Origin of the sequence: Neptuniibacter halophilus, from assembly GCF_030295765.1 — a bacterium.
GTDB lineage: Bacteria > Pseudomonadota > Gammaproteobacteria > Pseudomonadales > Balneatricaceae > Neptuniibacter > Neptuniibacter halophilus.
The window spans coordinates 79,454-101,344 of the sequence record NZ_AP027293.1; the positions used below are offsets into that span (position 1 = coordinate 79,454).

The 21,891-nt window shown below is 47.7% G+C and carries 22 protein-coding genes; 15 read left to right on the top strand and 7 right to left on the bottom strand.

The window, feature by feature from the left end; genetic code table 11:
- Positions 1-3 precede the first annotated feature (3 nt).
- From QUD59_RS18730 to QUD59_RS18740, 3 genes are all read right to left on the bottom strand, one after another.
- Positions 4-1,737, bottom strand: coding sequence for a hypothetical protein (locus tag QUD59_RS18730; RefSeq protein WP_286241268.1), 1,734 nt, complete (start codon positions 1,735-1,737; stop codon positions 4-6).
- A gap of 68 nt (positions 1,738-1,805) precedes the next feature.
- Positions 1,806-3,278 carry a hypothetical protein gene (locus QUD59_RS18735; protein ID WP_286241269.1) on the bottom strand — a complete coding sequence of 491 codons (1,473 nt, stop codon included), beginning with the start codon at positions 3,276-3,278 and terminating at the stop codon, positions 1,806-1,808.
- A gap of 66 nt (positions 3,279-3,344) precedes the next feature.
- Positions 3,345-4,373, bottom strand: coding sequence for a thioredoxin domain-containing protein (locus QUD59_RS18740; protein WP_286241270.1), 1,029 nt, complete (start codon positions 4,371-4,373; stop codon positions 3,345-3,347).
- Between the two features lie 97 nt (positions 4,374-4,470).
- Between QUD59_RS18740 and QUD59_RS18745 the strand changes: the two genes are divergently transcribed.
- The 13 genes from QUD59_RS18745 (at position 4,471) to QUD59_RS18805 (ending at position 16,794) form a co-directional block, all read left to right on the top strand.
- Positions 4,471-4,749, top strand: a complete 279-nt coding sequence (locus QUD59_RS18745; RefSeq protein ID WP_286241271.1) for a hypothetical protein — start codon at positions 4,471-4,473, stop codon at positions 4,747-4,749.
- Positions 4,742-5,443 carry a DotI/IcmL/TraM family protein gene (locus tag QUD59_RS18750; RefSeq protein ID WP_286241272.1) on the top strand — a complete coding sequence of 234 codons (702 nt, stop codon included), beginning with the start codon at positions 4,742-4,744 and terminating at the stop codon, positions 5,441-5,443. Before QUD59_RS18745 ends, QUD59_RS18750 begins: the two co-directional genes overlap by 8 nt.
- Entirely contained in the window at positions 5,440-6,453 is a 1,014-nt protein-coding gene (locus QUD59_RS18755) for a DotH/IcmK family type IV secretion protein (RefSeq protein ID WP_286241273.1), read from the top strand. The genes QUD59_RS18750 and QUD59_RS18755 overlap by 4 nt, the downstream gene beginning before the upstream one ends.
- A complete protein-coding gene (locus QUD59_RS18760) occupies positions 6,450-7,736 on the top strand; it encodes a DotG/IcmE/VirB10 family type IV secretion system protein (RefSeq protein ID WP_286241274.1) in 1,287 nt (428 codons plus the stop codon). The genes QUD59_RS18755 and QUD59_RS18760 overlap by 4 nt, the downstream gene beginning before the upstream one ends.
- On the top strand, positions 7,736-9,124 hold the full coding sequence (locus QUD59_RS18765; RefSeq protein WP_286241091.1) for a hypothetical protein: 1,389 nt from the start codon (positions 7,736-7,738) through the stop codon (positions 9,122-9,124). Before QUD59_RS18760 ends, QUD59_RS18765 begins: the two co-directional genes overlap by 1 nt.
- 6 nt (positions 9,125-9,130) lie before the next feature.
- Positions 9,131-9,670: a hypothetical protein gene (locus QUD59_RS18770; protein WP_286241093.1), complete on the top strand. Its 540-nt coding sequence runs from the start codon at positions 9,131-9,133 to the stop codon at positions 9,668-9,670.
- Positions 9,671-9,700: 30 nt separating this feature from the next.
- The gene (locus tag QUD59_RS18775; RefSeq protein WP_286241095.1) at positions 9,701-10,183 is read left to right on the top strand and encodes a hypothetical protein; all 483 of its coding nucleotides are present in this window, start codon (positions 9,701-9,703) and stop codon (positions 10,181-10,183) included.
- Between the two features lie 2 nt (positions 10,184-10,185).
- Entirely contained in the window at positions 10,186-10,824 is a 639-nt protein-coding gene (locus QUD59_RS18780; RefSeq protein WP_286241096.1) for an HNH endonuclease signature motif containing protein, read from the top strand.
- Positions 10,821-12,056 (top strand): hypothetical protein, encoded by a 1,236-nt coding sequence (locus QUD59_RS18785; RefSeq protein WP_286241098.1) that lies wholly within the window; start codon positions 10,821-10,823, stop codon positions 12,054-12,056. Before QUD59_RS18780 ends, QUD59_RS18785 begins: the two co-directional genes overlap by 4 nt.
- A gap of 10 nt (positions 12,057-12,066) precedes the next feature.
- A complete protein-coding gene (locus QUD59_RS18790) occupies positions 12,067-15,144 on the top strand; it encodes a hypothetical protein (RefSeq protein ID WP_286241099.1) in 3,078 nt (1,025 codons plus the stop codon).
- Positions 15,141-15,362 (top strand): hypothetical protein, encoded by a 222-nt coding sequence (locus QUD59_RS18795; protein WP_286241100.1) that lies wholly within the window; start codon positions 15,141-15,143, stop codon positions 15,360-15,362. The genes QUD59_RS18790 and QUD59_RS18795 overlap by 4 nt, the downstream gene beginning before the upstream one ends.
- Entirely contained in the window at positions 15,352-16,047 is a 696-nt protein-coding gene (locus QUD59_RS18800) for a Yip1 family protein (RefSeq protein ID WP_286241102.1), read from the top strand. The genes QUD59_RS18795 and QUD59_RS18800 overlap by 11 nt, the downstream gene beginning before the upstream one ends.
- A 96-nt stretch (positions 16,048-16,143) precedes the next feature.
- The gene (locus QUD59_RS18805) at positions 16,144-16,794 is read left to right on the top strand and encodes a P-loop NTPase family protein (protein WP_286241104.1); all 651 of its coding nucleotides are present in this window, start codon (positions 16,144-16,146) and stop codon (positions 16,792-16,794) included.
- Positions 16,795-16,968: 174 nt separating this feature from the next.
- Here QUD59_RS18805 and QUD59_RS18810 read toward each other — a convergent pair whose 3' ends face one another.
- From QUD59_RS18810 to QUD59_RS18820, 3 genes are all read right to left on the bottom strand, one after another.
- Complete coding sequence (locus QUD59_RS18810) at positions 16,969-17,538, bottom strand: hypothetical protein (protein ID WP_286241106.1); 570 nt, start codon at positions 17,536-17,538, stop codon at positions 16,969-16,971.
- A gap of 132 nt (positions 17,539-17,670) precedes the next feature.
- Positions 17,671-17,859: a hypothetical protein gene (locus QUD59_RS18815; RefSeq protein ID WP_286241108.1), complete on the bottom strand. Its 189-nt coding sequence runs from the start codon at positions 17,857-17,859 to the stop codon at positions 17,671-17,673.
- Positions 17,852-18,976 carry a tyrosine-type recombinase/integrase gene (locus tag QUD59_RS18820; RefSeq protein ID WP_286241110.1) on the bottom strand — a complete coding sequence of 375 codons (1,125 nt, stop codon included), beginning with the start codon at positions 18,974-18,976 and terminating at the stop codon, positions 17,852-17,854. The genes QUD59_RS18815 and QUD59_RS18820 overlap by 8 nt, the downstream gene beginning before the upstream one ends.
- 168 nt (positions 18,977-19,144) lie before the next feature.
- Here QUD59_RS18820 and QUD59_RS18825 point away from each other — a divergent pair, with 168 nt between their 5' ends.
- Positions 19,145-19,852 carry a DNA-binding protein gene (locus QUD59_RS18825; RefSeq protein WP_286241112.1) on the top strand — a complete coding sequence of 236 codons (708 nt, stop codon included), beginning with the start codon at positions 19,145-19,147 and terminating at the stop codon, positions 19,850-19,852.
- 568 nt (positions 19,853-20,420) lie between these two features.
- A complete protein-coding gene (locus QUD59_RS18830) occupies positions 20,421-21,482 on the top strand; it encodes an RNA-guided endonuclease InsQ/TnpB family protein (protein WP_286241113.1) in 1,062 nt (353 codons plus the stop codon).
- Positions 21,483-21,514: 32 nt separating this feature from the next.
- Here the strand turns inward: QUD59_RS18830 and QUD59_RS18835 are convergent, their stop codons facing one another.
- Entirely contained in the window at positions 21,515-21,889 is a 375-nt protein-coding gene (locus QUD59_RS18835) for a hypothetical protein (RefSeq protein ID WP_286241114.1), read from the bottom strand.
- Between the last annotated feature and the right edge of the window lie 2 nt (positions 21,890-21,891).

The window sequence follows — 21,891 nt, forward strand, 5'->3', positions numbered from 1 at the left end:
CCCTTACATGCCCACTTCAGCTTTAGGATTAGTTGAGAACATCTGATCGATTTCATTCCCCAGTTCGCTAAAATCCAGATTATTTTCGGGATTTTGGTTTTTAACTGGGTTCGTCGGTGCTGCAGGCTGAGAGGGGGCAGCGGTGCTCATATCGTTGATGCCGCCTGACAGTTCGGGGTGCTGTTGAGAAACAACCTGAAGTGCTGATTGAAGTTGTTCTTTAATCTGCGAATACTCAGCAATAGGGAAGTACCAACGGCCATTTTGTTGAATTGGGTTGCTACTTAAAGTGCTCAGGCTGGTGAAAAGTGACTCTTCTAAATCGGGATTGCCGTTTGGTGGTGTAATAGAAATAAATTCTCCGCCCTGAACATCGTTAATTGTGAAGGGTTGAGCTGCTGCTTGCTGCGGTGTCATCTGCGGAGCCTGCTGGCTCATCTGTTGCTGCGGTGCCATCTGCGGGGCCTGCTGGCTCATCTGTTGCTGCGGTGCCATCTGCGGAGCCTGCTGGCTCATCTGTTTCTGCGGTGCCTGGAAGTCAGTGCTCATCGCATGTGCTGATGGTGATTGTTGCTCGGGGAAAGGGTTTTCGAAAGCTGGAGCTTCCGGCAAAGCATTTGGTTGGGGGCTGTGACCTGCCGTAGGGTTGTTCTGGTTTTGTTTCTGCTGTTGGCGCTCAGCAGATAGTTTATTCAGGTAGTTCTGGTGATTTTGCTTATCCACAAGTGTAGGGATGCCCGCACGGGTGACAAGGCCGTTGCGTTCAGTAGCCATACCGCCACAGATCATATAGAAAGAGCTGCCAGATTGAGAATGTCCCTTTCGGAAACCAATCATGCACTCGGCAAAGCCGGTGTAATTTTCTTCGCCCTCTTTACCGCTATTGAGCATCGTTGGCACCACTTCCCAAGTATTCATGGGCAAGTTGTCGAAGTGTTTTTTCTTAACGCTCTTTTTGGTCTCTGTACCTACGGTGAACCCCAGCTGTTTAACGACTTCAACCTTATAATTCGGTGCCTGAAAAGCTTGCTCCAGCATCGGGCGGATATCCCGAAGTAAAGCATTCGATTCGGTTCCTTCCGAGTTGTACTGGTTAAACGTGGTTTGAATATTGGCAGGAGAGTGATCATCATTAAATGCAGGGAGAAAGCGGCGCAGTGCAGCGTTCAGCGCGTTACCGGAGTCATCAAACTCAATGATGCGAATCCCGGCAATTGGGTTGGCGTTCATGGGCGTTGTTTCTGGGTTCAAAGCCTCAAAAAATGCCCGATTAAAAGATTCCATATTGTTAACATCAACCGCATCAGGGAGCATCACCGTAACATTCATGGACGTATTGCCATTCTCATGGAAGAAAGGTGACTGGATCCGGGCCATTACTTTACGGGCCTGTCCTTCTTGTGCGGAAGGGGATAACAGGCGGGGCCAGCGGCAGCCCATTACATAACTAGAATCCTGAGATCGCCGTGAGGCTTTCTGATCAACATACGCTTCAGCCAGCATGACTGCACCGCCAGGGGCTGCATTCTTGCGAATACTGCTTACTGATGGTTGGTTCGGGTTGTTGGCTTTCGGCACATAAACTTCAACTACTTCACCGGTATCCACCCGTTGGCCGATAATACGTTCATCACTCGAATCGGAAGGGTTTTGAATGTAATTGGTGACTGTGATTGCAACATTCACACGATTTGATTGGGTATTCCGTTTGGTGTTGAACTGATCCAGTAATGACATGGTTTAATCCTCAGGGTTCTTTAAATTAGGGTTCTTTAAATAGGGTTCTTTAAATTAGGGTTCTTGGGTTATCCCACCTTCATGGCAGGAGGATCAGAGGGGGCTTGTAAGGCATCCTCTGTAGGTTCGCTGTGCTGTGCCTGGAGTTGGCGCAGTGACAGGAATTCATCAATGTCGGTGGTAAAACCTGCTAACTCTGCAAAACAGGCTTTGGCTGCTTTAGAGGTGGCTTTACGAACACCGACTTCGGTTTTCTGGAAGGCTTCAGGGTTTTCGCCTAATGCTGTCAGAGCACTTTCCACCAGCTCGGGATCAAGCTTTGGTTCTTTCAAGCACTGTTCCAGTAATCCGTGTTCTTTTAGGAGTTCGAAGGCTTTAGTGGTATCTAGATCGCTCTTTTGGGCCTTCTCGATAGTTGGTTGTTTACGCAGGGAATCTAGGTCCACCGGGTACTTCTTCAGTACTTGCTCAGCGGCATCAAGATCCATGCTTTGTTTCTGAGAGAAGTTAAACATTTCTCCTTTTATAGAATCGAAGGCGATGTTTTGTTGTGAAATAAAGCTACGCAGGTAGTCTTGAGTGCCAGAGGTTTCCCGCTCGCAGTACTCTGAAATCGCACGCAGATTACCAAGACGCTTTTCTATGGCTTTCAACTCGTCAGCTGCCGCGTCACTGAGTTCTACCTGTTCAGGAATGTAATGAGGAACGGCTTCACCTTTGATGAGGTGGTCCATGAATGAATCACTTACTAAAGGAATCGCTTCCCTGATTGAGCACTCATTACCGTAGAGATTTACAGTGATATCAGGCTCAACCTCGATAAAGTTGATCCGCATGCCGGGATTCTCAGCGGCCAGTAAGGAGGTCATCTGGCTAACGACTTGATGGTGCCCGTCCTGTCCATCTTTGCGGATCATTTTTACCCAGGCATCGGCCAGCTCAACAGGAACGTCAAGTTCGGCAATGATTAGCTTGTCAGCTTTGATTCCCTTTTCTTCGCCAATCAGGTCATAGTGATGCAATTGGGATTTGTATTGGAAAATCTTGGCGTTTTCCGAGCCCGTGCTTTCGACTTCCGTTGCGGAAATAGGCACCTTGGTATCAACCAAAATCCGCTTTTGATTCAGGTTCCAATACAAATCCGGTGAACCAGTACGATTGGGTATGTGAGAGTCATTGATTGTGTTCTCAGCAGCCACATCTCGGGTTCCGCCATAGATCGCCAGAATGGCTTCGATCAGTGGTTCTTCAAGAATGATGCCGCGAAGCATGTGAGGTAGAGGTCTGGACGGAGGGATTTGCAGTAACTTTTCAGCCGCAATCAGTTGGCCGGTATTCCCGAATGGCGGGGTTAGACCTTGAGCCTCAAGTAAGAGCGTCCCTATTTCAGAGCCACCAACCCCCGCTGCACGTTTTAGATGCCACAGCAGGCGATTGGGGTCTGTTGTGTGTACGTTCTTAAGCCAGTTAATGACCGTATCTTTGTCTAAGTTTTGCGAGTGAGGCAAAGAGGCCAGTAGTGCTTTAATTTCCTTCATCATAATTTATGCAGACTATTAAAATATTATGATAAAAGAATATCAGAAAACTATTTAATCCGCTAAATATTAATCCTTACTTTTCATGTCCCTTATGATGCTGGCGATTAGCTTCGGATTGTAGCCATGAATGACAGTCGGGCTACCATCAGCACTGCGATACAGGGTAACCGGCGTTCGACGGTCTCTCAGGTTATAAAACGCCTTTTGAGTCTGATGAAGACGCATAGCTGCCTCGTCATTCGCTTCAAAAACGATTCCGTCCTTCATGTTCGGGTTTTCCATCAGCAGATCGAGATTCTGTGTATTGACGGCAGTATCTGGTTGGCTCAGTGCAACCTGCTTATAAGTAGGGCTGGTGGTAAGGGCATAAATTGGTATCCAGTGGAAAACCGCATCACCTTGGTGTTTCTTCGCAGACTGGTATTCAAGCCGACAATTCGAACAGTTCGGGTCAGCGAAGATATAGATGTGATGCTTGCCATCACCAAGTTGAATGCTTGGAAGCTGTTCAACGGTCGCCATGAATTCTTCTGGGGTTTTGGCTGCGCCCTCGAAAACCGGCGTTAAGTCGCTGCTTTTCATACGCCGCTCTTTTACAAGAGTATCGAGCCCGTTTGAGTAGTCTATCTGGAGCTGCGGCAACTTGGCCGTGTAGGGGCTGTTGTGGTTTTCCTCTATTTCATCCAATGCCTCTCTGGCTTGCTTACCTTGCAGCTGGGCTAACTTCGCAGGTTGGGTGGGAGTGGCTAATGGCTGCTTGTCTCCCGCCTTGATGATGTTCCCTAAGATTAGATGCTCCCCATCAGGCAGCATAATTACCCTTTCACGTTTTCCGTTTGTGTCGAAGTCGATCACCGTGCTTGCGTTAAGCACTTTCCCAACAACGCCATTAATCGAGTCGGATTGGTATCTGGTAATTGCCAGATTCTGTGCATCTGGAAACGTCGATTGGACCATCTTTCTCGCCTGGAAATAGGTATGGGACGGGACGTTTTCAGCAGCTTGGCTAGCAATAGATGTGCTTAGCAGCAGTGGCGCAATGAATGCGGCCAGAAAATTTCGTTTTGCTCTCTTGCTCAGTCTTGTATTAATCATCAATTTAGCCCTGTTGAATAACGCGGATACTCAATATATTATTGCAAAACAAATTATGATCAAAGCCTGATCATTTATTTTTTTATTGGGAGGTTTGATGGCGGAGGAGTACTACACGCTGCAGATGTTGCGAGAAGAACTGCCAGCGAAGATGGAGGTGAAAGGGGTAATGCGGGCCTATGAAAAGCTGGCAGTAGAGTTTGACCGCTCTGTGACAGATGTTCGGCGCTGGTTTGCTGCTCCAGATACCAAGTTTCACGGTATTCCACCGATGGATCGGGATATCTGGGACCGTCTCGAATCTCTATCTGGATTCAAGCTGAACCGAGAAAATTACTATCCAAAACCAGATTTCTGGGACCGTGCTCATGGCTAAAGATAACCATACCGAAAAAGCGGATGAGATTTTAAAAGGGCTTCAGAGGTCGTTGAGGGAGGATCCAACTGGGGGTGTTTCCGCCTTTGTTGATCTGCTAACAGTTGAAAGATTCACCGCAAGAGCGATCGCGGCAAAAGCTTTGAGCTATTCATTGATTATGAATGTGCTGCTGATTGCGCTGGTGGCCTACCTGGCTTTCCCGCGTACCGATGTAAAAGTGGCTCAGCAGCGTATTGATGGTCGTTTGGCTGAAATTGCGACCTCTGAAAAGCCTTATTACGATCTGCAGGACATTAAAGATTTTGCCCAAAAACGTGCAGTGAATATCCATTCATGGACACATACCAATTACTTGCAGGTGTTCGAGGATGAGCGTCCTTTCTGGGATGAGAGTGTGTTGGAGACCTATATCGATACATTGCTTGCCAGAGACACTTTTGGTGCTGCTGAACAGTACCGCCGCCGTTTTGAAGCTGTGATCCCCCGCCCCCCTAAAGTGCTCCAGCAGATTAAATATGACGGCGAATATCGGATATATCGCGTCAAGCTCACATTAGTGGATGAGTCGATTGATATTGAGGGTGTCGATTCCAAGACCTGGGAAATCACTTTGGATGTGCGTGAAGTCACTCCCGACGAAGGCTGGGCTGGCTTAAAGGTGATGCGATATGACGAGGTAATCAAAAAGTGAAGTCGTTAACTCGTTCTATCATCACAGCTCTTGGCGTTCTTGCCTCCGGTATGACTTTCGCTGGAGCGACACAAGACACTGAGAAGCCTATGGCAACGCCCGAAGCGCCTATTGGTGTTCCTGAGTATTTCGATATAGCTCCTCAGGGAGAGGTATTAGATGCTGTCAGGCAGGTTATGGGGGGAACGGTTGACGAATCCGCCCAGACCGATAATGCCATCAAGATGTATGAGCATGCTCGACAGGTTACACCGGAGGTTGATTCCATCGTTGATACCTTCACTGTGCGTCTGCATTCCGACAAAAAGTACGCTGTCCAAGTCGTGTCTGGTTATGAGAGTGAGATTGTTTTCTTTGATCTTAATGGTAAGCCTTGGGAGATTGGCGATGTCTCCACTGGCAATACGACGATTCTGCAAGCTACCAAGAATGAAGTCATGCCTCATAGCATCGTACTTGCTGCAGGCGAAGGTCAATATGCGGGGCGAACCAATATTAAAGTTCGATTCGCAGGGTTAGATACCTCTATCTCATTCCCAATCACGATCAACACTCAGGCCTACATCGAAACGCTTAAAGTTGTGCTTCCGGGCATGGCTCCAGCAGTTGATGGCGTGACATACAACCCATCCTTTGATGAGCGACGAGTTATGGATGATCCCATTGCCAGAGCCATTCTTGATAATCCTGTGGCTCCGGAGAACTCGGGCGACTGTGCCAGCCGCTTAGCTATTACCAAGACATTAACGGGGCAGACATTACCGGGTATCCAGCCGGCTGTTTTCTCTTGTGACAACGGGCTCTATATCCGGACTCGTTATCTCAGCGCTCCAGCACCGGAGCCTAATGGCGTGACTCATGGACCAGATGGTTACCGTGTCTATCACTTCATCGACTCAGGGGAATACTTTTCTTTCCGCGATCGCGCCGGCCAACCGGTGTTTGTCGAAGCGGTTAAACCCCAAACATTTATCGGTGCACGTTTCGGAGAGGGAGCCACATTAAAATGACTGAACAGCACACTGAAGTCGTTGATACTCCGAAGAAGCTCACCGTAGGGCAAAAAGTGGGCTCTGTATTCGGTGCCAGTGCCCCTCATGGCGGGTTTGCAAAAGTGGTGCTTATTTTGGCTGTGTTTGTGGGCCTGGCTACGTTTTATTTTTCAGGTTCAGATGAAACGAAAGAAATAAAAGCCGCGGGGAAAGGGCATACCGACCGGGGCAAAAAAGAAGCAACCGTGCCGCAAGCTGTTGCTGATGAGGAAATCGAGCGAGATCACGCCCTTGCTGATACTGCGAGACAAGAGGGAGATACATTTGCTGGTACTCGACCGAACACCGGGAAGAAATCTATTGATGAAGTATTGGCTGGTATAAAAAAACCACCAGCAGCAGAGCCAGAACCAGCTAAACCTGAACCGGCAAAGCCGGTATCGCCAGTTTTCAAGCCCAACAACCTCAGTTTGGATAGTGCCAAAAATACAGGTGCCCCACGGGCTCAACAAGCACGGCATCAGAATACGCTGGATAAAACCCGTGCTGAGCTAATTCGGGACCGCATGGGTGAGTTGAAGCCTTCAGGAAACTTTTTAAATGGAACGCTGGTGGACTTTGTACCACCTGAACCAACCACTACCCTAAACCGCACTGAGGGCGGTGACAGCGCAACAGGATCGGCTTCCGGAGTAACCGGATCAACAGCGAATTCCGAATCAGATCTGATTCAGGCGCAGCGTGCTGGATACTTCTCATACGGAGTGACAGTCACAGGAGCTGATACCGATGTACCTGTGAATACCATTGTTGCTGAAATCATGGGTGGGCAGCTAGACGGTGCGCGAGTTATCGGAAGTTGGCAGCGACTTGGTAATTTTTATGAAGACCTCTCATTAACCTTCACTTCCTTGGAATTCGAGGGTGAGGTTTATCCGGTCAATATGATCGCCTTCAACAGCAGTAATCATCTTCCAGCCTTCGTTAGTGAGGTGGATCGTCACATCCTTTACCGTTGGGGTGGTTTATTAGGTGGTGCCGCACTGGAAGCAGCGCAGGCTGCTGCCTTGGCGGCCGCTGCGATCTCCAACCCAGAAGCTACAGACTCCGTGGTGCAAGCGACTACGGAATTGTCAGGTGAAGAACTTCGTAACCTTTTCTTATCAGAAGGGGGATCACGGATAGCTGAGCAGCTGAAAGAGAACTTTCAGCGACCAATCACTTCACGGGTGTTTGTCGGCCAGGACATGCGCCTTTTAACACTTGAACCAATCTTTGTGAAACGTAAAGGGAGCCTCTAATGAGCAGCCTTGATCAAACTGGGGGCCATGAGGCTCCTGACACTGTAGAGAACTATGGGGAAGAAGCAGGTTCCTCTTCACAGGAAACCCAACAGGGTGGAAATGAAGAGACATTGAGTAGCCCTCCCAAGAAGAAAATGAATAGCTTTTTGAAGGTTATCCTTATCGTCGGGGTTGTGTTTATTCTGGCGATTAGCGCGTTTGCCGGTTACATCATGTACCTGCAGAATTCGGGTCCGAGTCGGAATAGCTGGGAACCGGTAGAACCTAAATCAACAGCGAATGAGCTTGTACCTGCTACCCAGCAGGCACAGCCTGAACGTGCCGAACCGAGCGTTAAGGTAGAGACAGCGCAATCAGTATTTAAACCAACAGGTGCCGTGGATAGACCGAAGCTGGAAATGCCGAAGCTTTCCGCTCCTCAGTCTATGGAACCGGCTCAGCCTATTAAGACTGCAAAGGTCTTCGATCAAAGCAGTGACTTTGTTAAAGCTGATCCTGAACCGGTGACAGAGATGGAGCGTTATGCAGCAGCATCTCAGTCCGGCTCCCTTGATAACTCAGAGGAACATGGTCATCTCAGCCTGGGGCATGATGCAGAGGATGATTTACATAACTCAGTCCTCGCTGAAGTGCGAGTGATGTTGGCAAGGCAGGAAGAGCATGAGCAGCGATTCAAAAGCTTTGATCTGGCTGCTACAGCGCTGCACCGGGCTCATAACGATCAGTTAAATGTATTGTCCGTCGATCAGAAGCGCACCAACGCAGCCGTACTGGGCATTAAGAAAGACATTCTGCAGTTGAAATCACAGATTGAAAGGCTGGATTCAAAGGATCTGGAAAAAACCCTTGAGAAGGTCGAATCATCCGCCAAAGCGGTTGATAAGCTGGTTGCCCAGTCGCAGCAGAACGATCGCAATATCAAGTGGCTTAGCCGTGAACGCCTTTGTCTTCTCGAAGCACAGCTGGGGGTAACCAAATACTCCAAACAGTGCTCAGAATTCAATAAAGAACATAAGGCTAAAGCACAGCCACTGGCGATTCAGTCAATTCCTCAACAAGCTGCCAGTCCACAGGGCGCGGCGGTATTCAGTGGTAATCCTGATGTACCAGCGACTGTTGGTGTCGTGGCTAACCCTGCACCAGTCGCTAATACAGCGATCGTAGCGAGTAATCGACCAGCTAACCCTTGTACGTATGCTGATCGCACTTGGAAGCTACAGTTGATCAGTGGCACTAATGCATTGCTGGTTCGGGGTACGGATGGATTTGAAACCGTTGTGGAACCGCATACGTCGATCCCAGGTTTGGGGCGTGCTCAGCTGTTTAATGCGCAGGGCTATCCTCAGTACGTCCAGTTCACTAATGGCATTGTGTGCGGGGGATAATGATCGATGGGTCCGAACCTTAACACCCAGAACCTGATGATATCGATCAGTGCTGAATACCCACTGATCTTCAATTTCGTGGTAATGCTGGCCGCATTCCTCGGGTTCATGTTTGGTTTATGGGTGCTGAGTTGCTTATTCAAAGTCCATGTGACCCGAACCTTACCACCTGAAAAGTTTGGCTGGGATTTAGCTATCCCGGCCATGCTTATTGCTTCTGCGACTATCGCCTTTTCTTCAACACTCTACATGCTATCGGTGTCGGTTCTTGATCACGGAGCCGGCTCACTGTTCCCTCCTGCGGCAATTACTGGCGAGCTTACCCCGATCAAAATGCTCGGCATGTTCGCAGAGCAAACGTGCCGTATTTTCGGATTTATCTTTGGTCTCTGGGGCATGGTTGAAGCCTTTATGTCTCGGATGCCCGAAGGCGAAAGATCGAAGATCTGGGGTGCGCTGGTTCGGATAGTAGTGGGAGTGATCCTTATTCGTGCCCGAGACTTCGGCAACTTGTTCGGAGGTATGGGCGATGTATTTTTTCGATAATCAACTTTCAAAATTAAAGGAAGTGAAACAATGAACTTTCCAAAAACTTTTGCTCTTACAAACCGCCTGGTAACAGGGGGGATTTTGCTGATGTCCTCAAATGTTGTGCTGGCAAATGCTGATAAGTCATTTGGGCAACACCTTTCAGATCATGGTGTTAAAGAAATGGGGCTGCTTTTCAATGTGCTAACTCTGGGAGCTGCCTTTGTAGGGTTTGTGCTGGGGTTGGTCTGCCTTTATGGAATGGCATCAATAAAGATGTTCCCCAATTCACCGGGGGCACAAAAGTTTGAACAGGCGGGTATGGGAGGCTTGGCGATTGGCTTGGTGATTTGCATGTTCATGATTGTGTTCGGCAGTGCCGTTTATTACTTCATTGGCACTGCAGCCGGCACCGAGGCCGATACTTCGGCCTTTGATAAGTTGAAGGGTAGCGCTATTGAACATCGACTGACTCCAGTCGGCCAGGAATTAGCATCGCTCGAAACGCTAACTCTGACAGCTAAGGCTTAATTATGTTGCTCATAGGTAATTGGTCCGATCCGATCCAGCCTGAAGAAGCAGGAGGGGTTCAGGTATTACATGACTTTATCAGTAGGAAAGGCTGTGTATGCGAATTCTGCGGTACTCAAACGCGGTTAAGCGCTAAAGAGCCCCTTGGACATTTCCATGTATGCCGCCTCGATCGCCAATTACCTAATGAGCCTGCGAACTGGGTAACCCTGTGTTGTATCTGTTCTGATCTCAACAGTTTGGACAAACTGAAAGGGAAGGGGAGCTTTATCGAAGCTCCTTGGATCTCACAGGGGCAGCTGACCAACCTGCTGCGGTTGGCTTATGCCGTATCAGTGAGGCCAGAGGCCGAATGGGGGACCGTAGGAAGCAGCGCCAGTGCTTTTCTGAATGCCATCGATTCTACGCCTGAAGCATGGGCCTCGATTAAGTGGGCTGGTCAGGTAGAAAGCCTTCAGTTTGTCATGGATCGGATGGTCCACCCTTTCAGCCGTGGTGCCTATGCTAACAGTCTTCGATTCAGGTTTGACTTGGATCCCTACGAGGACGCAATACGCTATTGGGCGGTGGCGCTTGAGAAGCTGGCAATGGCAGCCCAATCCACTGATGAACCTGCTGCAGAGAGTCCGGACACGATATGAATAAGTTTGGCTTAGGAATCGCACTGCTGGATTATGGTATCGCAGCGGATAGTACAGGAAACGTCTTTGAGTTCCGGTCTCCCAGAGAGTTAAACGATTCATGTGTGTGGGTCACGGACAAAGATGATGCCTATGTAGAAGTGAACCTGGCAGGAAGGGGCCGCTTTAAATCAGATGCATTCTTTGGCCGTAAATTGAGAACGATCGTTACTGATTTAGGGCTGTCAGTGTTAAACCCAAAAGAACAAGCACAGGTGCTGCAGGTTATTCTGGGTTGGGCACTGGATATGAGCCGAGAATATGCCGGCCTCATTCCGCGTGAGGCTGCGCGGGTGGCTTTTTTCGCAAAAACGGATACCCGGCAAAAGCATTTGAAACCGATCCTAGAATCAGCTTCTCAGCGATACTGCACGCTGGTGGGTATGAACCCGGCTAACTTGTTCATGCTCTACAAGCCGGCAAGCGCGGTATACCAAGAGATTAAAGATTACCGGTTTCCCTTTGGTAATTATCGCCTGCAATCATCGTCAGGGGTGTCCCCAGATCAAATTGGCACCGATCAATCGAATGTCGCCTTTGTGAAGATCACTGATCCTGAAGTAATCGGCCAGATTAAAGTAGTCAGCTTTATCTCTGTTGAAAGCCGGGTGAAAGAATCTGCCCTTTGGTTATCTGCCCCAGAATATCAGCAGTTAGAGTCATGGATTGGATACTATCCAGAGATTGACGAGGTACTAACCGCGTTAACTTTCACCTCATTAGCGGAGCAATATCCGCTTAATCGTATACCCAATACATCCAGTGAGCAGGCAAAAAAGATCAAGCTCCAAGAAGAGATGTCTTACTCCGTATTTCTTGTTTTTGAGGCGTTGCTGGCTGCGCACTTAGGAATTGGGGCAAAGCGGATGTCATTCTCGGAGGCTTATCTGTCTGCTTTGGTCAGGGTGAGTCAGATACCTGCTGTTCAGATGCTGGAAAGGTCTGGTTTTGCCGTACAGGGATACGGCGGTGGCCGGATTGCCCTTACAGAACATCCAATGAAATCAGATACAGATAAACGCAGTGAGCTTCTTGAACTGGCTTACCGACAGGGGTTAATGACCCCCGCTATCGATTTTGGTGTGAATTTTGGTGACCGTTCTCAAACGGGATTTGGCACCTTTTTCTCTTTTGCTTGTGCAGGCGATACCAACAACCTGTGCCAGCTGAACCACTATATCTTAGAAGATTAGAGATAATGTTATGAGCATCTTTTTTTCAGCCTTAGAACGTCTACTGGATACTCTCGATCATATTGAGAATCCCGGTAGCAGCTGCAGTCTTAACCTGCCGATAGGGAATACAGGTGTCATTACTTGTAAGGATGGCAGTCTATTATCTGTCATCGAGATACGTGGTTGCCGCCGCTATGTTGGCCTGAAGGAGCATAGAGAGAATGTTGAAGCATTGGCGGAAAAGCTCACTCCATACTACAAGTCACAACAACACGACATCGGCTTTTTCTATGAGTTTGATAATGATGAGGATGTTGTTCGCAAGAAGCTGGATGAAATCTACTCGCCGGTACAGTCTGCGATTCGATCCCTTGGTCTGAAGTTTGACTCAGTACTCAAAGAAGAAAAGGATGTACTGGCGAAAGTAACACACGTTGAAACATGCTGGATGGTGATCTGGACCAATACGAAGCTCAGAACACAAGTCCCAGCTGAGGAGCGTGTCCCTGTTGCTAATGCTGCGGAATTTCGAAGCTCCAACTACATGGATATGAACGGTATCACCCATCATGCCACTCGTGGCAGCAGTCATGAGGCGATGGTCGGTGGCGTTATGACAGTTCTCAAAGAACGTGATTTTAGTGTCGTTAAACTGACCTCGGCTAATATCATTCGTGCGATCCGCAACTGTATCGATGCGCGTAAAACTGGGCAGAATTGGGAGCCACGGATGATCAGCAACCAAAAATCTGCGTTTGCTTATCTCCCGGATAACCCCAAAGATGTTGTAAAAGAGGGGGTCGCTGGTTTAATGCCGCCAAGCCTCGGTCGCCAGGTCTGGCCTTGTGAGCCCAGAACAGTAAAAGGGCACCCTGAGGTTCTTCAGGTTGGTAGCCGTATCTACAAAGTGATTGTGTTGAAGGTTCAGCCAAACGGGCCTGTTCCATTCGAGAAGCTTCTAAAAGAAGCCTCAAGTCTTGGCATTTCCTTAAGGTTCTCAGGATTGATGAAATCAGCGGGTAGCGCCATGCTGGGCCTTAAAACCATGGTGGCTGCGGCAACTACCGTGCTACCCATCCCCAGCCGTGCAAAACACCTACGAGATACGACAGATCATCTGAAAAAATACTTGGATGAAAAACGGAAGACGGACTCTGCCATCCAAATGGCGTTCACTACCTGGGATCATGTAGACAATATAAGGGAACTGGAGTTTAAAGCTGACAAGCTACTGCAGATCATTAATGGTTGGAACCAGGCCAGTGCCTATTTCATCGTAGATGATATTCAAGAGGGCTATGTTTCAACTCTTCCGGCATATCGGAACGGTAGTGTTGCCCCAGCAGCTGTAGGGCCTTTGGAAGACATCCTGTACTGCATGCCGATTACTCGCCCTGTCATGCCCTTTAACACTGGCGGGATGTGCTTTCGAAGTGAGGATGGTCGTCCGATGCCATTCCAACCGTTCGATTACAACGTACTTAGACACCATATTTATCTGGTAGCTGGTGAACCCGGCTACGGGAAAAGTGCGTTGATCAATAACCTGCAGGTTTCTTTGTTAAGTGCGTCAAACGATATTCCTTACATTGGTATTGCTGATGTGGGTACTTCCTCCTTAGGCGCAATTCTAATGGCTCAATCCATTCTGCCTGAGGGTAAGAAACACTATGCAATGTATCACCGGCTACGTAATACGGAGGAACAGTCTTATAACTTTCTTGAGCAGGACTATGGCCTCAGATCTCCATTAAAAGAACACTTTGATGAGATCGTTAACCATATCGAGCTGATGATGTGTGATGACCGTACTGGCGAACTTCATACGGATATGCCGGGCTTGATCAGGGCGGTGGTTAGATTGGCGTATCGAGTCAGATCCGATGAGGGGTCAAAGGCGGATCCGGAATATTTCAAGCGGAACCGCATGAATGATAAGCATTGGCCGATCATCTCAAAAGCGCTAGAACAGATTGGTTTAAAGCCGAATACCGATATGACATGGTGGAGCATTTTTGATGCGCTGCACGCGGAGGGCTTCTACCGGGAAGCTTCATTGGTTATGAGGTTTGTCGCTCCAACACTTCCATTGCTTGCGGCGATCGCTACGCGGCCTGAGATTCGTTCTGAGTATCCAGGTATCTATGATAGTGGGACACCGTTGGTTGATTATTTCTCCCGCAGAATTGGGGAACTGGTGGAGGAGTACCCGATATTTTCAGGCCACACTCAGCTGGATCTGGGGGATTCACGTATTATCTCTCTTGATCTTGAAGAGGTAGTACCGCGGGCTTCCGAAGGGGATTATTCGCTGAAGAAAAAAGGGGCGGTATTCTTTGCAACGGCTGCTCGAATACTAACTTCGCGTTTCTTCTGGAAAGAAGACCGGCTCACTGATATCCCTGAAAAATATCACACCTATCATGAGCCGCGTATTCGCTCCATACGTCAAACCACAAACGCGCTTCAAATCGATGAGCTGCAACGCTTTGCGGGTATTGATCAGTCTGACCAGCTTTGCATCAAGATTGCTAACGAAGGTCGGAAATGGGAAATCGGTGTCATCCTTGCCTCACAGGATGTCATAGAGATGCCTAAACGACTGGTTAGTTTCTCCACAGCTCGTTTCATATGCGGATTCGAAGCTAAATCGGTGGGGAACGTAAAAGAGTATTTCAAACTCAACGATACAGAAGTAGAGCTGATTGTGCGCAAGATACGCCCGCCTTCTAAAGAGGGGGCTTGGTTGCTCCTGCAGATCGATACGGATGAGGAAAGCTATTCGCATCTGGTCAACTGCCGTATGGGGCCACAGAAGCTCTGGGGGCTATCTACACGAAACAAAGATGCCATTGTGCGGAGCAGGGTTTACAAAGAGTTCAACGATGAACGCGGCCGGGCGCTGTTGGCTCATTTGTACCCCAGTGGCTCGATTGGTGATGAATACGACTTCCGAGTGCAGAGCTTATCTGTCGATCATGATGTTGGGTTAATGGAGTTGGATGAGATCAACGAGAACACCGATATCATTCAGTCTATTGGTGACTCGATAATTAAGCAGGGGCATGAAATCTTTACGAAATCTCTCAGAGAGGAAATGGCATGAAACCGAGAGAAGTAAACGCAACTATCCAGATTAAAGCGCCATCATTGGATATCGCACGGGAGAGGTTTACAGAGCAGGTCCGTGCGTTGGGTTTGGATCTGGTCTCTACGGAGATGGATGTAGATTATGGGCCAGGTGACACTGAGTACCATTTTAAGATCACACACCTGGTTAACTTTGAGCAGAGCTGGAACAGGACACACCCTAATGAATTTTGATTCTGATATCCCGCAGGTACACCAGCGAAAAGCCGGCCCAGATCAATTCGATAGCAATGCTCAGGCTGGGTGGGAAGAAATTAGCGAACATAGAGAAAAAGTGCAGCTGAACCCCATATGGGGGATGTTACGACGGCCAACAGAAACGCTGAACACAATCTATCGACTGGACTACCCGATCATCTGGCCACTTCTCTTGATCGTTGTAGCGGGGATCTCATTCTCTCTGAACCAATTTATTGCAGGTATGGATCCGTCAGTGGGTGCGTTGGTAATGACTACGCTATTCGGGGCGCTGGCCGCTATGATATTAGCTGCTATCAACTGCGCGAGCATTACATGGATAGGTCGGTTGCTTGGCGGTACTGGTTCTTTCAAACGGGTGCTGGTGGCCTGGGGCTGGTCATCAGCACCCTCTTTTCTGATACTCATTATCTGGGGCATCCGCTTTTCCATTGTTGGGCCGGGGTTCTTCGATGGAGGCAGTATTCCAGATACCGAGCAAAGCTTGGGGTTGCGATCGCTGGTCTATTTGACCATATTAAGCGCCATCCTGATGGTTTGGCAGATGATTCTTACAGTCAAAGCTATATCGATTGCTCATCAGATGCGTAAACTCAAAGCTCTGTTTGCCTGCATTGTATTACCTGCTTTGGCTGGAATTATTGTCGGTGTTATTGCTTAATAATGCAGCTTTGCATTTAACGGCTAAGAATTAACGTGGCAGACATTGTGGACTGGATCAGGCTTTAACGAACGGGAAGAGTGCAAGGAATAAACTATGAATATTACGCCGATTAGCGTAAATCAGCTCTGTCCCGGTGATAAAGAACAATTACGATCTCTTTTTACACTAAATGATCGATATGGGCAGTTATCGTTGGCTACGTGTGCCCTGCTGTCACTGTTCGAGTTACAACATCTTGCAGAAAAAGAAGTCATGAATCTTATCAGATCCAATCATGACGATTATCGTAAACAGTTTTTTAAGCTGAGAAAAGCTGGTTTATTGGAGCCCAGTTTAGAATATTACTCCGATCCAAAAACAAAGAGGCAAACCCCGCGCCTCAAACTGGGTGTACCTGGTCGGAGCCTTTTGGCTGAGATCAGGTCTTCATTAGAAGGAAAACCTCACCAAAATCAAAATGAGCGTGTAGAGCAATACAAATCAGTGAAAGAGTCATTCCCGTATTTGTATCTATCAGCATTGCCTTGCCTTCTCGCTGTAAAAAAACATCTTTTCAGCAGTCGAGAGTTAGGATTGTTGACTGGTCACGACTTTAAAACCCACTTCGCAGCCACACGTAAAGCCCAACAACGCGGTTTAATAGAACCGGTAGGTTTTTGCCCCCAAACTACCGGGGGGGCATTAAAACTGTTTAAAGTAACTCAAAGTGGTGAAGATCTGCTAAATCACGTTTCCCGTCTTTAATCCTGATAGGTGGCTGTAATACCTTTATGACAAGAAAGTTTTTCTTATAAAAACGGGACGGAAATAGATGCTATGGAATTGTTAAAATTATAGATTTTGTCCTGGGCGGTATATTAAATCACACCACCTGTTGATTTTTGTCCTTTTAACGACTTGTTAGCCATAAAGTTCACTTTAAGGCAGACAATACTGCCAATCGATACGACCATTTTCCAGGCCACCGTTAGCAGTGTTGTCCTCAAAAACCAGTAACCTTGGAGCATGAAATGCACTTATATCAAGTAACTTTCCGTTTTTTTCTTTAAGATAATAAAGGGTAATGGAGAGTAAGCCAGCTAAAGTATCAATGGCATTTTTTAGACTTGCTTTATGAAATTCATTTGCTCTGTCGTGCTTGATTGAGTTATAACTTTTCCACCAGTTAGGACTCTGATTCTTCGACCAATCTTTCCATGGCTGTGTTTTAATTCCATACCTTGGAATAGCAAGACTCACACCACATATATTTGGGTACTTAGATTGAATGCACTCTGCATACTTTGATATGTTATTTGCCTTTGAATCAGAGTCAATCAGTTTGCACAACTCTTTAGCAAGCGTGTCAATCTCAGCTGATGCAGCCATGATAATTCTTGCGAACTCAATTGAGAATGTATCAAAATTAGTTTCAGAAAACTCTACATATCTAGCGCAATATTCCAAGTCGGATTCAATTGAAAAATAATATTCTAGTTGATTCGACATACTATCCCTTTTATGGTTAACGCCTCAAAGATTGGCTGTTCGCATTATTATGCACAGCAAATTCCCTAAGTTATTAATATTGGTCTTTGTTCTGTGCTTTGAGTACTTCCTTAGTATTTAAGGTGGTATGCTTTAAATGTTTTTAATAAACTCGGATCTGTATTTATTCAATTCTGATTTGGTGACTTCTAGTTCTAATTCCAAGTGTTCTTTTTCCTCGGTTAAGTATTTTACTTCTTCAGCTAATTGCCGGTTGTTTTCTGTTTGAATCTGAATTTGGTGCTTTAAAACTTTACATTCATCACAATTAGAATTAATCATAATCTGGCTCCTTCATAGTTAATTGATTGACTGCTGCCCGGCGTGTACGTCCATCTCGACGGTCATATTTAGCTGTTGTATTAAATGAAGAGTGACGCAATAAACCCATGGCTGTTGTTGGATCGATACCTGGTAGGTCTAGGATATTGGAACAGTAGGTTCTTCTACCGTCATGGCAGGTAAGTTTTGATAAACCAAGGCGTTCACAATAATCGCTGAATAGAAATCCAATTCCGCTCTGGGAAATACCTACTTTGATCAGATCCCCCCGACGATTAATCCGATAGAACAACGGCCCGGCATCTGTACCACGGTGTTCGATCCAGAGCCTGATCGCTTCCGATACTTGTTCGTTTATCTCCAAAACCACAATCTTATCGCCTTTGCCGTTTACCCTTAAAAAGCCTGGGGTTCCGTTCGGTTCAAAATCTTCCAATTCAATCTTGCAGAATTCATGTCGGCGGATACCGGCTAAAAAGGCCAGCCGAAATATGGCCCGGTCCCTTGCTGCCTTTACCGGTCGATGCAATGCCAGTTCATTCAGGTACTTCTCAAAAGCATTGGTTTCCGAAGCTTGCACCATCCTTCCAGCTAATGGGCGTTGGTTTTTGATCGGCTTTATATCTTGGATGCCTTCCCACTGCAGCGGCGTAATGATGCTGAGTTTGAAGGCTTGACGCAGCACACCCCGTATTGTGTCCAGATATCCATTCAGTGTGCTGGGGCTACGTTTCACCTTTTCGACGGTTTCTATGAGTGTGCCGTCTGCATCTTTTTTCTTAATGGGCTTGTTGTATGGCTTTGCTAATTCGTTGAGAAACGCGAGCAATCTGATTTCGGTCATCAGTGACCACTCGATGTAATGCGGATTACTGCCCGGTGCGCCGAGATGGCCAGCAATTTGTCGGAGCCGTCTTTTATGGGTAGTAAGCGATGTTCCGTGATAACGCATAAGGAACACGGTCACCGGGTTGGACTCACCAGCTGCGGTTGGCGTGGATCTGATGGGATTCACACCTTCATCAGCAACCAGTGCCTGTTCCGGGCGTTCGAAACTGGCCATGACCTGTTTAGCTTCTGCTGCGATAAGGCTGGTTGGTTTGCTGACCTGGTTCATAGCTGCTTTCAAGTTCCTATTGGTGACCTCATAAGAGTAGCATACTAACGAGATCATTTAATCTCGCCAGTTAAAATATATCAACTGTATTGGTGTAATTACACTAATACAGTTAATATAGGGGGAGGGTAGGGCAGTGAGCCCAAATTTGGCATGAGGAGTGCATTTATGTCTCAAGGTGGAAATAAGTCGAAGTACTGGAATGAGGCCGTTGTCGCTGCAGCCTGCACCAAGCTCAGTGAGGCCGGCATTACTCCTACAGTGAATTCAGTGCGCAGTCACTTGGCCATCGAAAAAGGCAGTGACGCGACCGTTCAACGCTATATCCGACTCTGGAGAGAAAACCGGATCAACGATGATTCTGAGGCTGATACGCCGGAGCCATTGTTAACTGCACTTAACAGTCTTTGGCACCAAGCATTAGAGGTGGCCAATAAACAACTGGAATCCGATAGAGAGTTGTTAGCTAAAGATCAGAAGGCTTTTATCGCTGAAGCGGTTGCCCTTGAAGCTTCTTTGAACGATGCAGAACAGACGGCGAGGAATGCATTGGCTGAAGCAGAGGAGATCCGCCACTCTGAAATGGAACTCAAGTCTTTACTGGAGACCCAGACCGGAATGCTCACTAAGGCCAAGCAACAGATGAATGAGCAGGCTTTAGAGATAAAGAGCTTGAGTACACAGCTAGCCACGGAAAAAGAAAAGTCTCAGATTTTGAATGCTCAGCTGGAACAGCAGGCTAAAACGGCCACCCAGGTTCAGAATATGTTCCGACATGATTACGAGAAGAAGTTGGAGTTCATTAAACAGGAGCTGGGGACTCACCTGGACAAGAAAGAATTTGCTGCGATCTTCAACTCTGAATTATTCAAATAGCCACACCGGGCCTGCTCGTATCTTGTTACCCCGGTAGAGGGAACTACCCTTATATGGAAGCTATTCAAGTACTCTGATTTCAGCATGAGGAGGTTCGTCATGACGATCTTGAATGGAATGCTCCGGAATACGGTACTGGCGCTCTGCCTTATCACCCCGCAGCTGGTTGCAGCGGCTGCCGATCACTAGGACTGCGCACTCAATAAAGCTCGGTTTCTATCTGATACAGCTGATCTTATAGAAAACCATGCGTTCTCTTTCGTGGAAGGCCAATCTCTTCGGATTAACAGGAACACCGGGCGGATAACCGGCGATACGGTTCTGGGTAATTCAAATGATCTTAAGCATACTGCTGCGATGGTCGTTGACCGGGGAAGTAAGGAGCAGGGCTTTCAGATGATGCTAATCGACCCTACGCCTGAAGCTGGAACCGGCGTGATGCTTCTTTATATAGAGGAGTTTACTGACCGAGATGCGCGACAAGCCCCGTACTTCTAGTGCGGGGAAGGATAGCGCGGAACGCAAAGCGTTCCTTGTATAACTTGCAGTGTACTGTATATTTATACATATGAAGCTTACTAAGACTTTGAAAGTTCGCGTCAGAGACAAGCACTGCAACCTACTTAACCGCATGGCCTGTAGTGTGAATTTCTGCTGGAACTACATCAACGAACTTAGTCACCGATCTATCAAAGAGCGTGGCGTATTTCTGTCTGCCTATGATATACAGAAATATACGCAGGGTGCTCATAAAGAGCTGGGACTGCACAGTCACACCGTACAGTGTATTGGTAAAGAGTATGCTACCCGCCGCAAGCAGTTTAAGAAGAGCAAGCTGAACTGGCGTAAGTCCCTTGGCGTTCGGCGCTCACTGGGCTGGATTCCGATCAACACCGGCATGGCGAAGTGGAAAAACGGGCAGGTGTACCACAACGGTCATTATTTCAAAGTTTGGGACAGTTACGGGCTCAACCAGTATAAATTCCGAACCGCCTCTTTCTCGGAGGATGCGCGTGGCCGCTGGTACTTCAATGTTGTTGTTGAAGTCGAAGCTGAAGTTCCAGCCGGGCAGAATCAGATCGGTATTGATCTGGGCCTGAAGGACACGGCTACGTGCTCCGATGGCACGAAGCTCGAAGCCGGACGCTTCTACCGCGATCAGGAACCGAAGCTTGCCGTCGCTCAACGGGCCGGTAAGAAAAAACGCGTCAAAGCGATCCACGCCAAGATAGCGAACCGGCGCAAGGACGCTTTACATAAGTTTTCCCGCCAACTGGTGAACCGTTCCGGTGAAATCTACGTTGGCAACGTAAAATCATCCTCGTTAGCCAAAACCAAAATGGCAAAGTCCGTGCTAGACGCTGGCTGGGCCATACTAAAAACAATGCTGGAATATAAATGCGATGGCGCAGGCATTGTTTTTAAAGAGGTTAACGAGTCGTACACCTCCCAAGCCTGTTCGAGCTGTGGTAGTTTGCCCGATTCGAGGCCGAAAGGTATCGCAGGACTTGGAATAAGAGAATGGACTTGCAGTGAGTGTGGTGTCACTCACGACCGCGATGTGAACGCGGCCAAGAACATTCTTGCGGTCGGGCATGGCCGTCCTATAGAGGGAATCCCCGTGCTTTAGCGCGGGGAGGATGTCAAAGCGACAGCAAGCCCCTATTGGCCACGTTCTCCGGAATGGTGATCACCGGTATATGTCATTAATTCCCCGGCCTCCGGATCTGTTTCATTTAAGAACATACCGGTTACTGAGAATGCGAGTACCAGAAGACCTGTACTGACGGTATATGAGCAAATCTGCAGGTCTTCTCCTGTCAGCAATAAACCTAAAGCGATCGCCAAAATCAAACTGCCGAACATGGTCAGGTGCTTGTAGAAGCGTTGGCACCAACTGAAGTAGGGGCTCAATTTTGAGTAGAAAACGGCCTCTTCAGTTGAGGCTGCATAGAGAATCGGGGCTATTAATGCCAGCGTTGAAAAGCCCAGTATTGCAAAGTCGGCGGAGGCAAATATCAATTTGATGTCTTCCATGA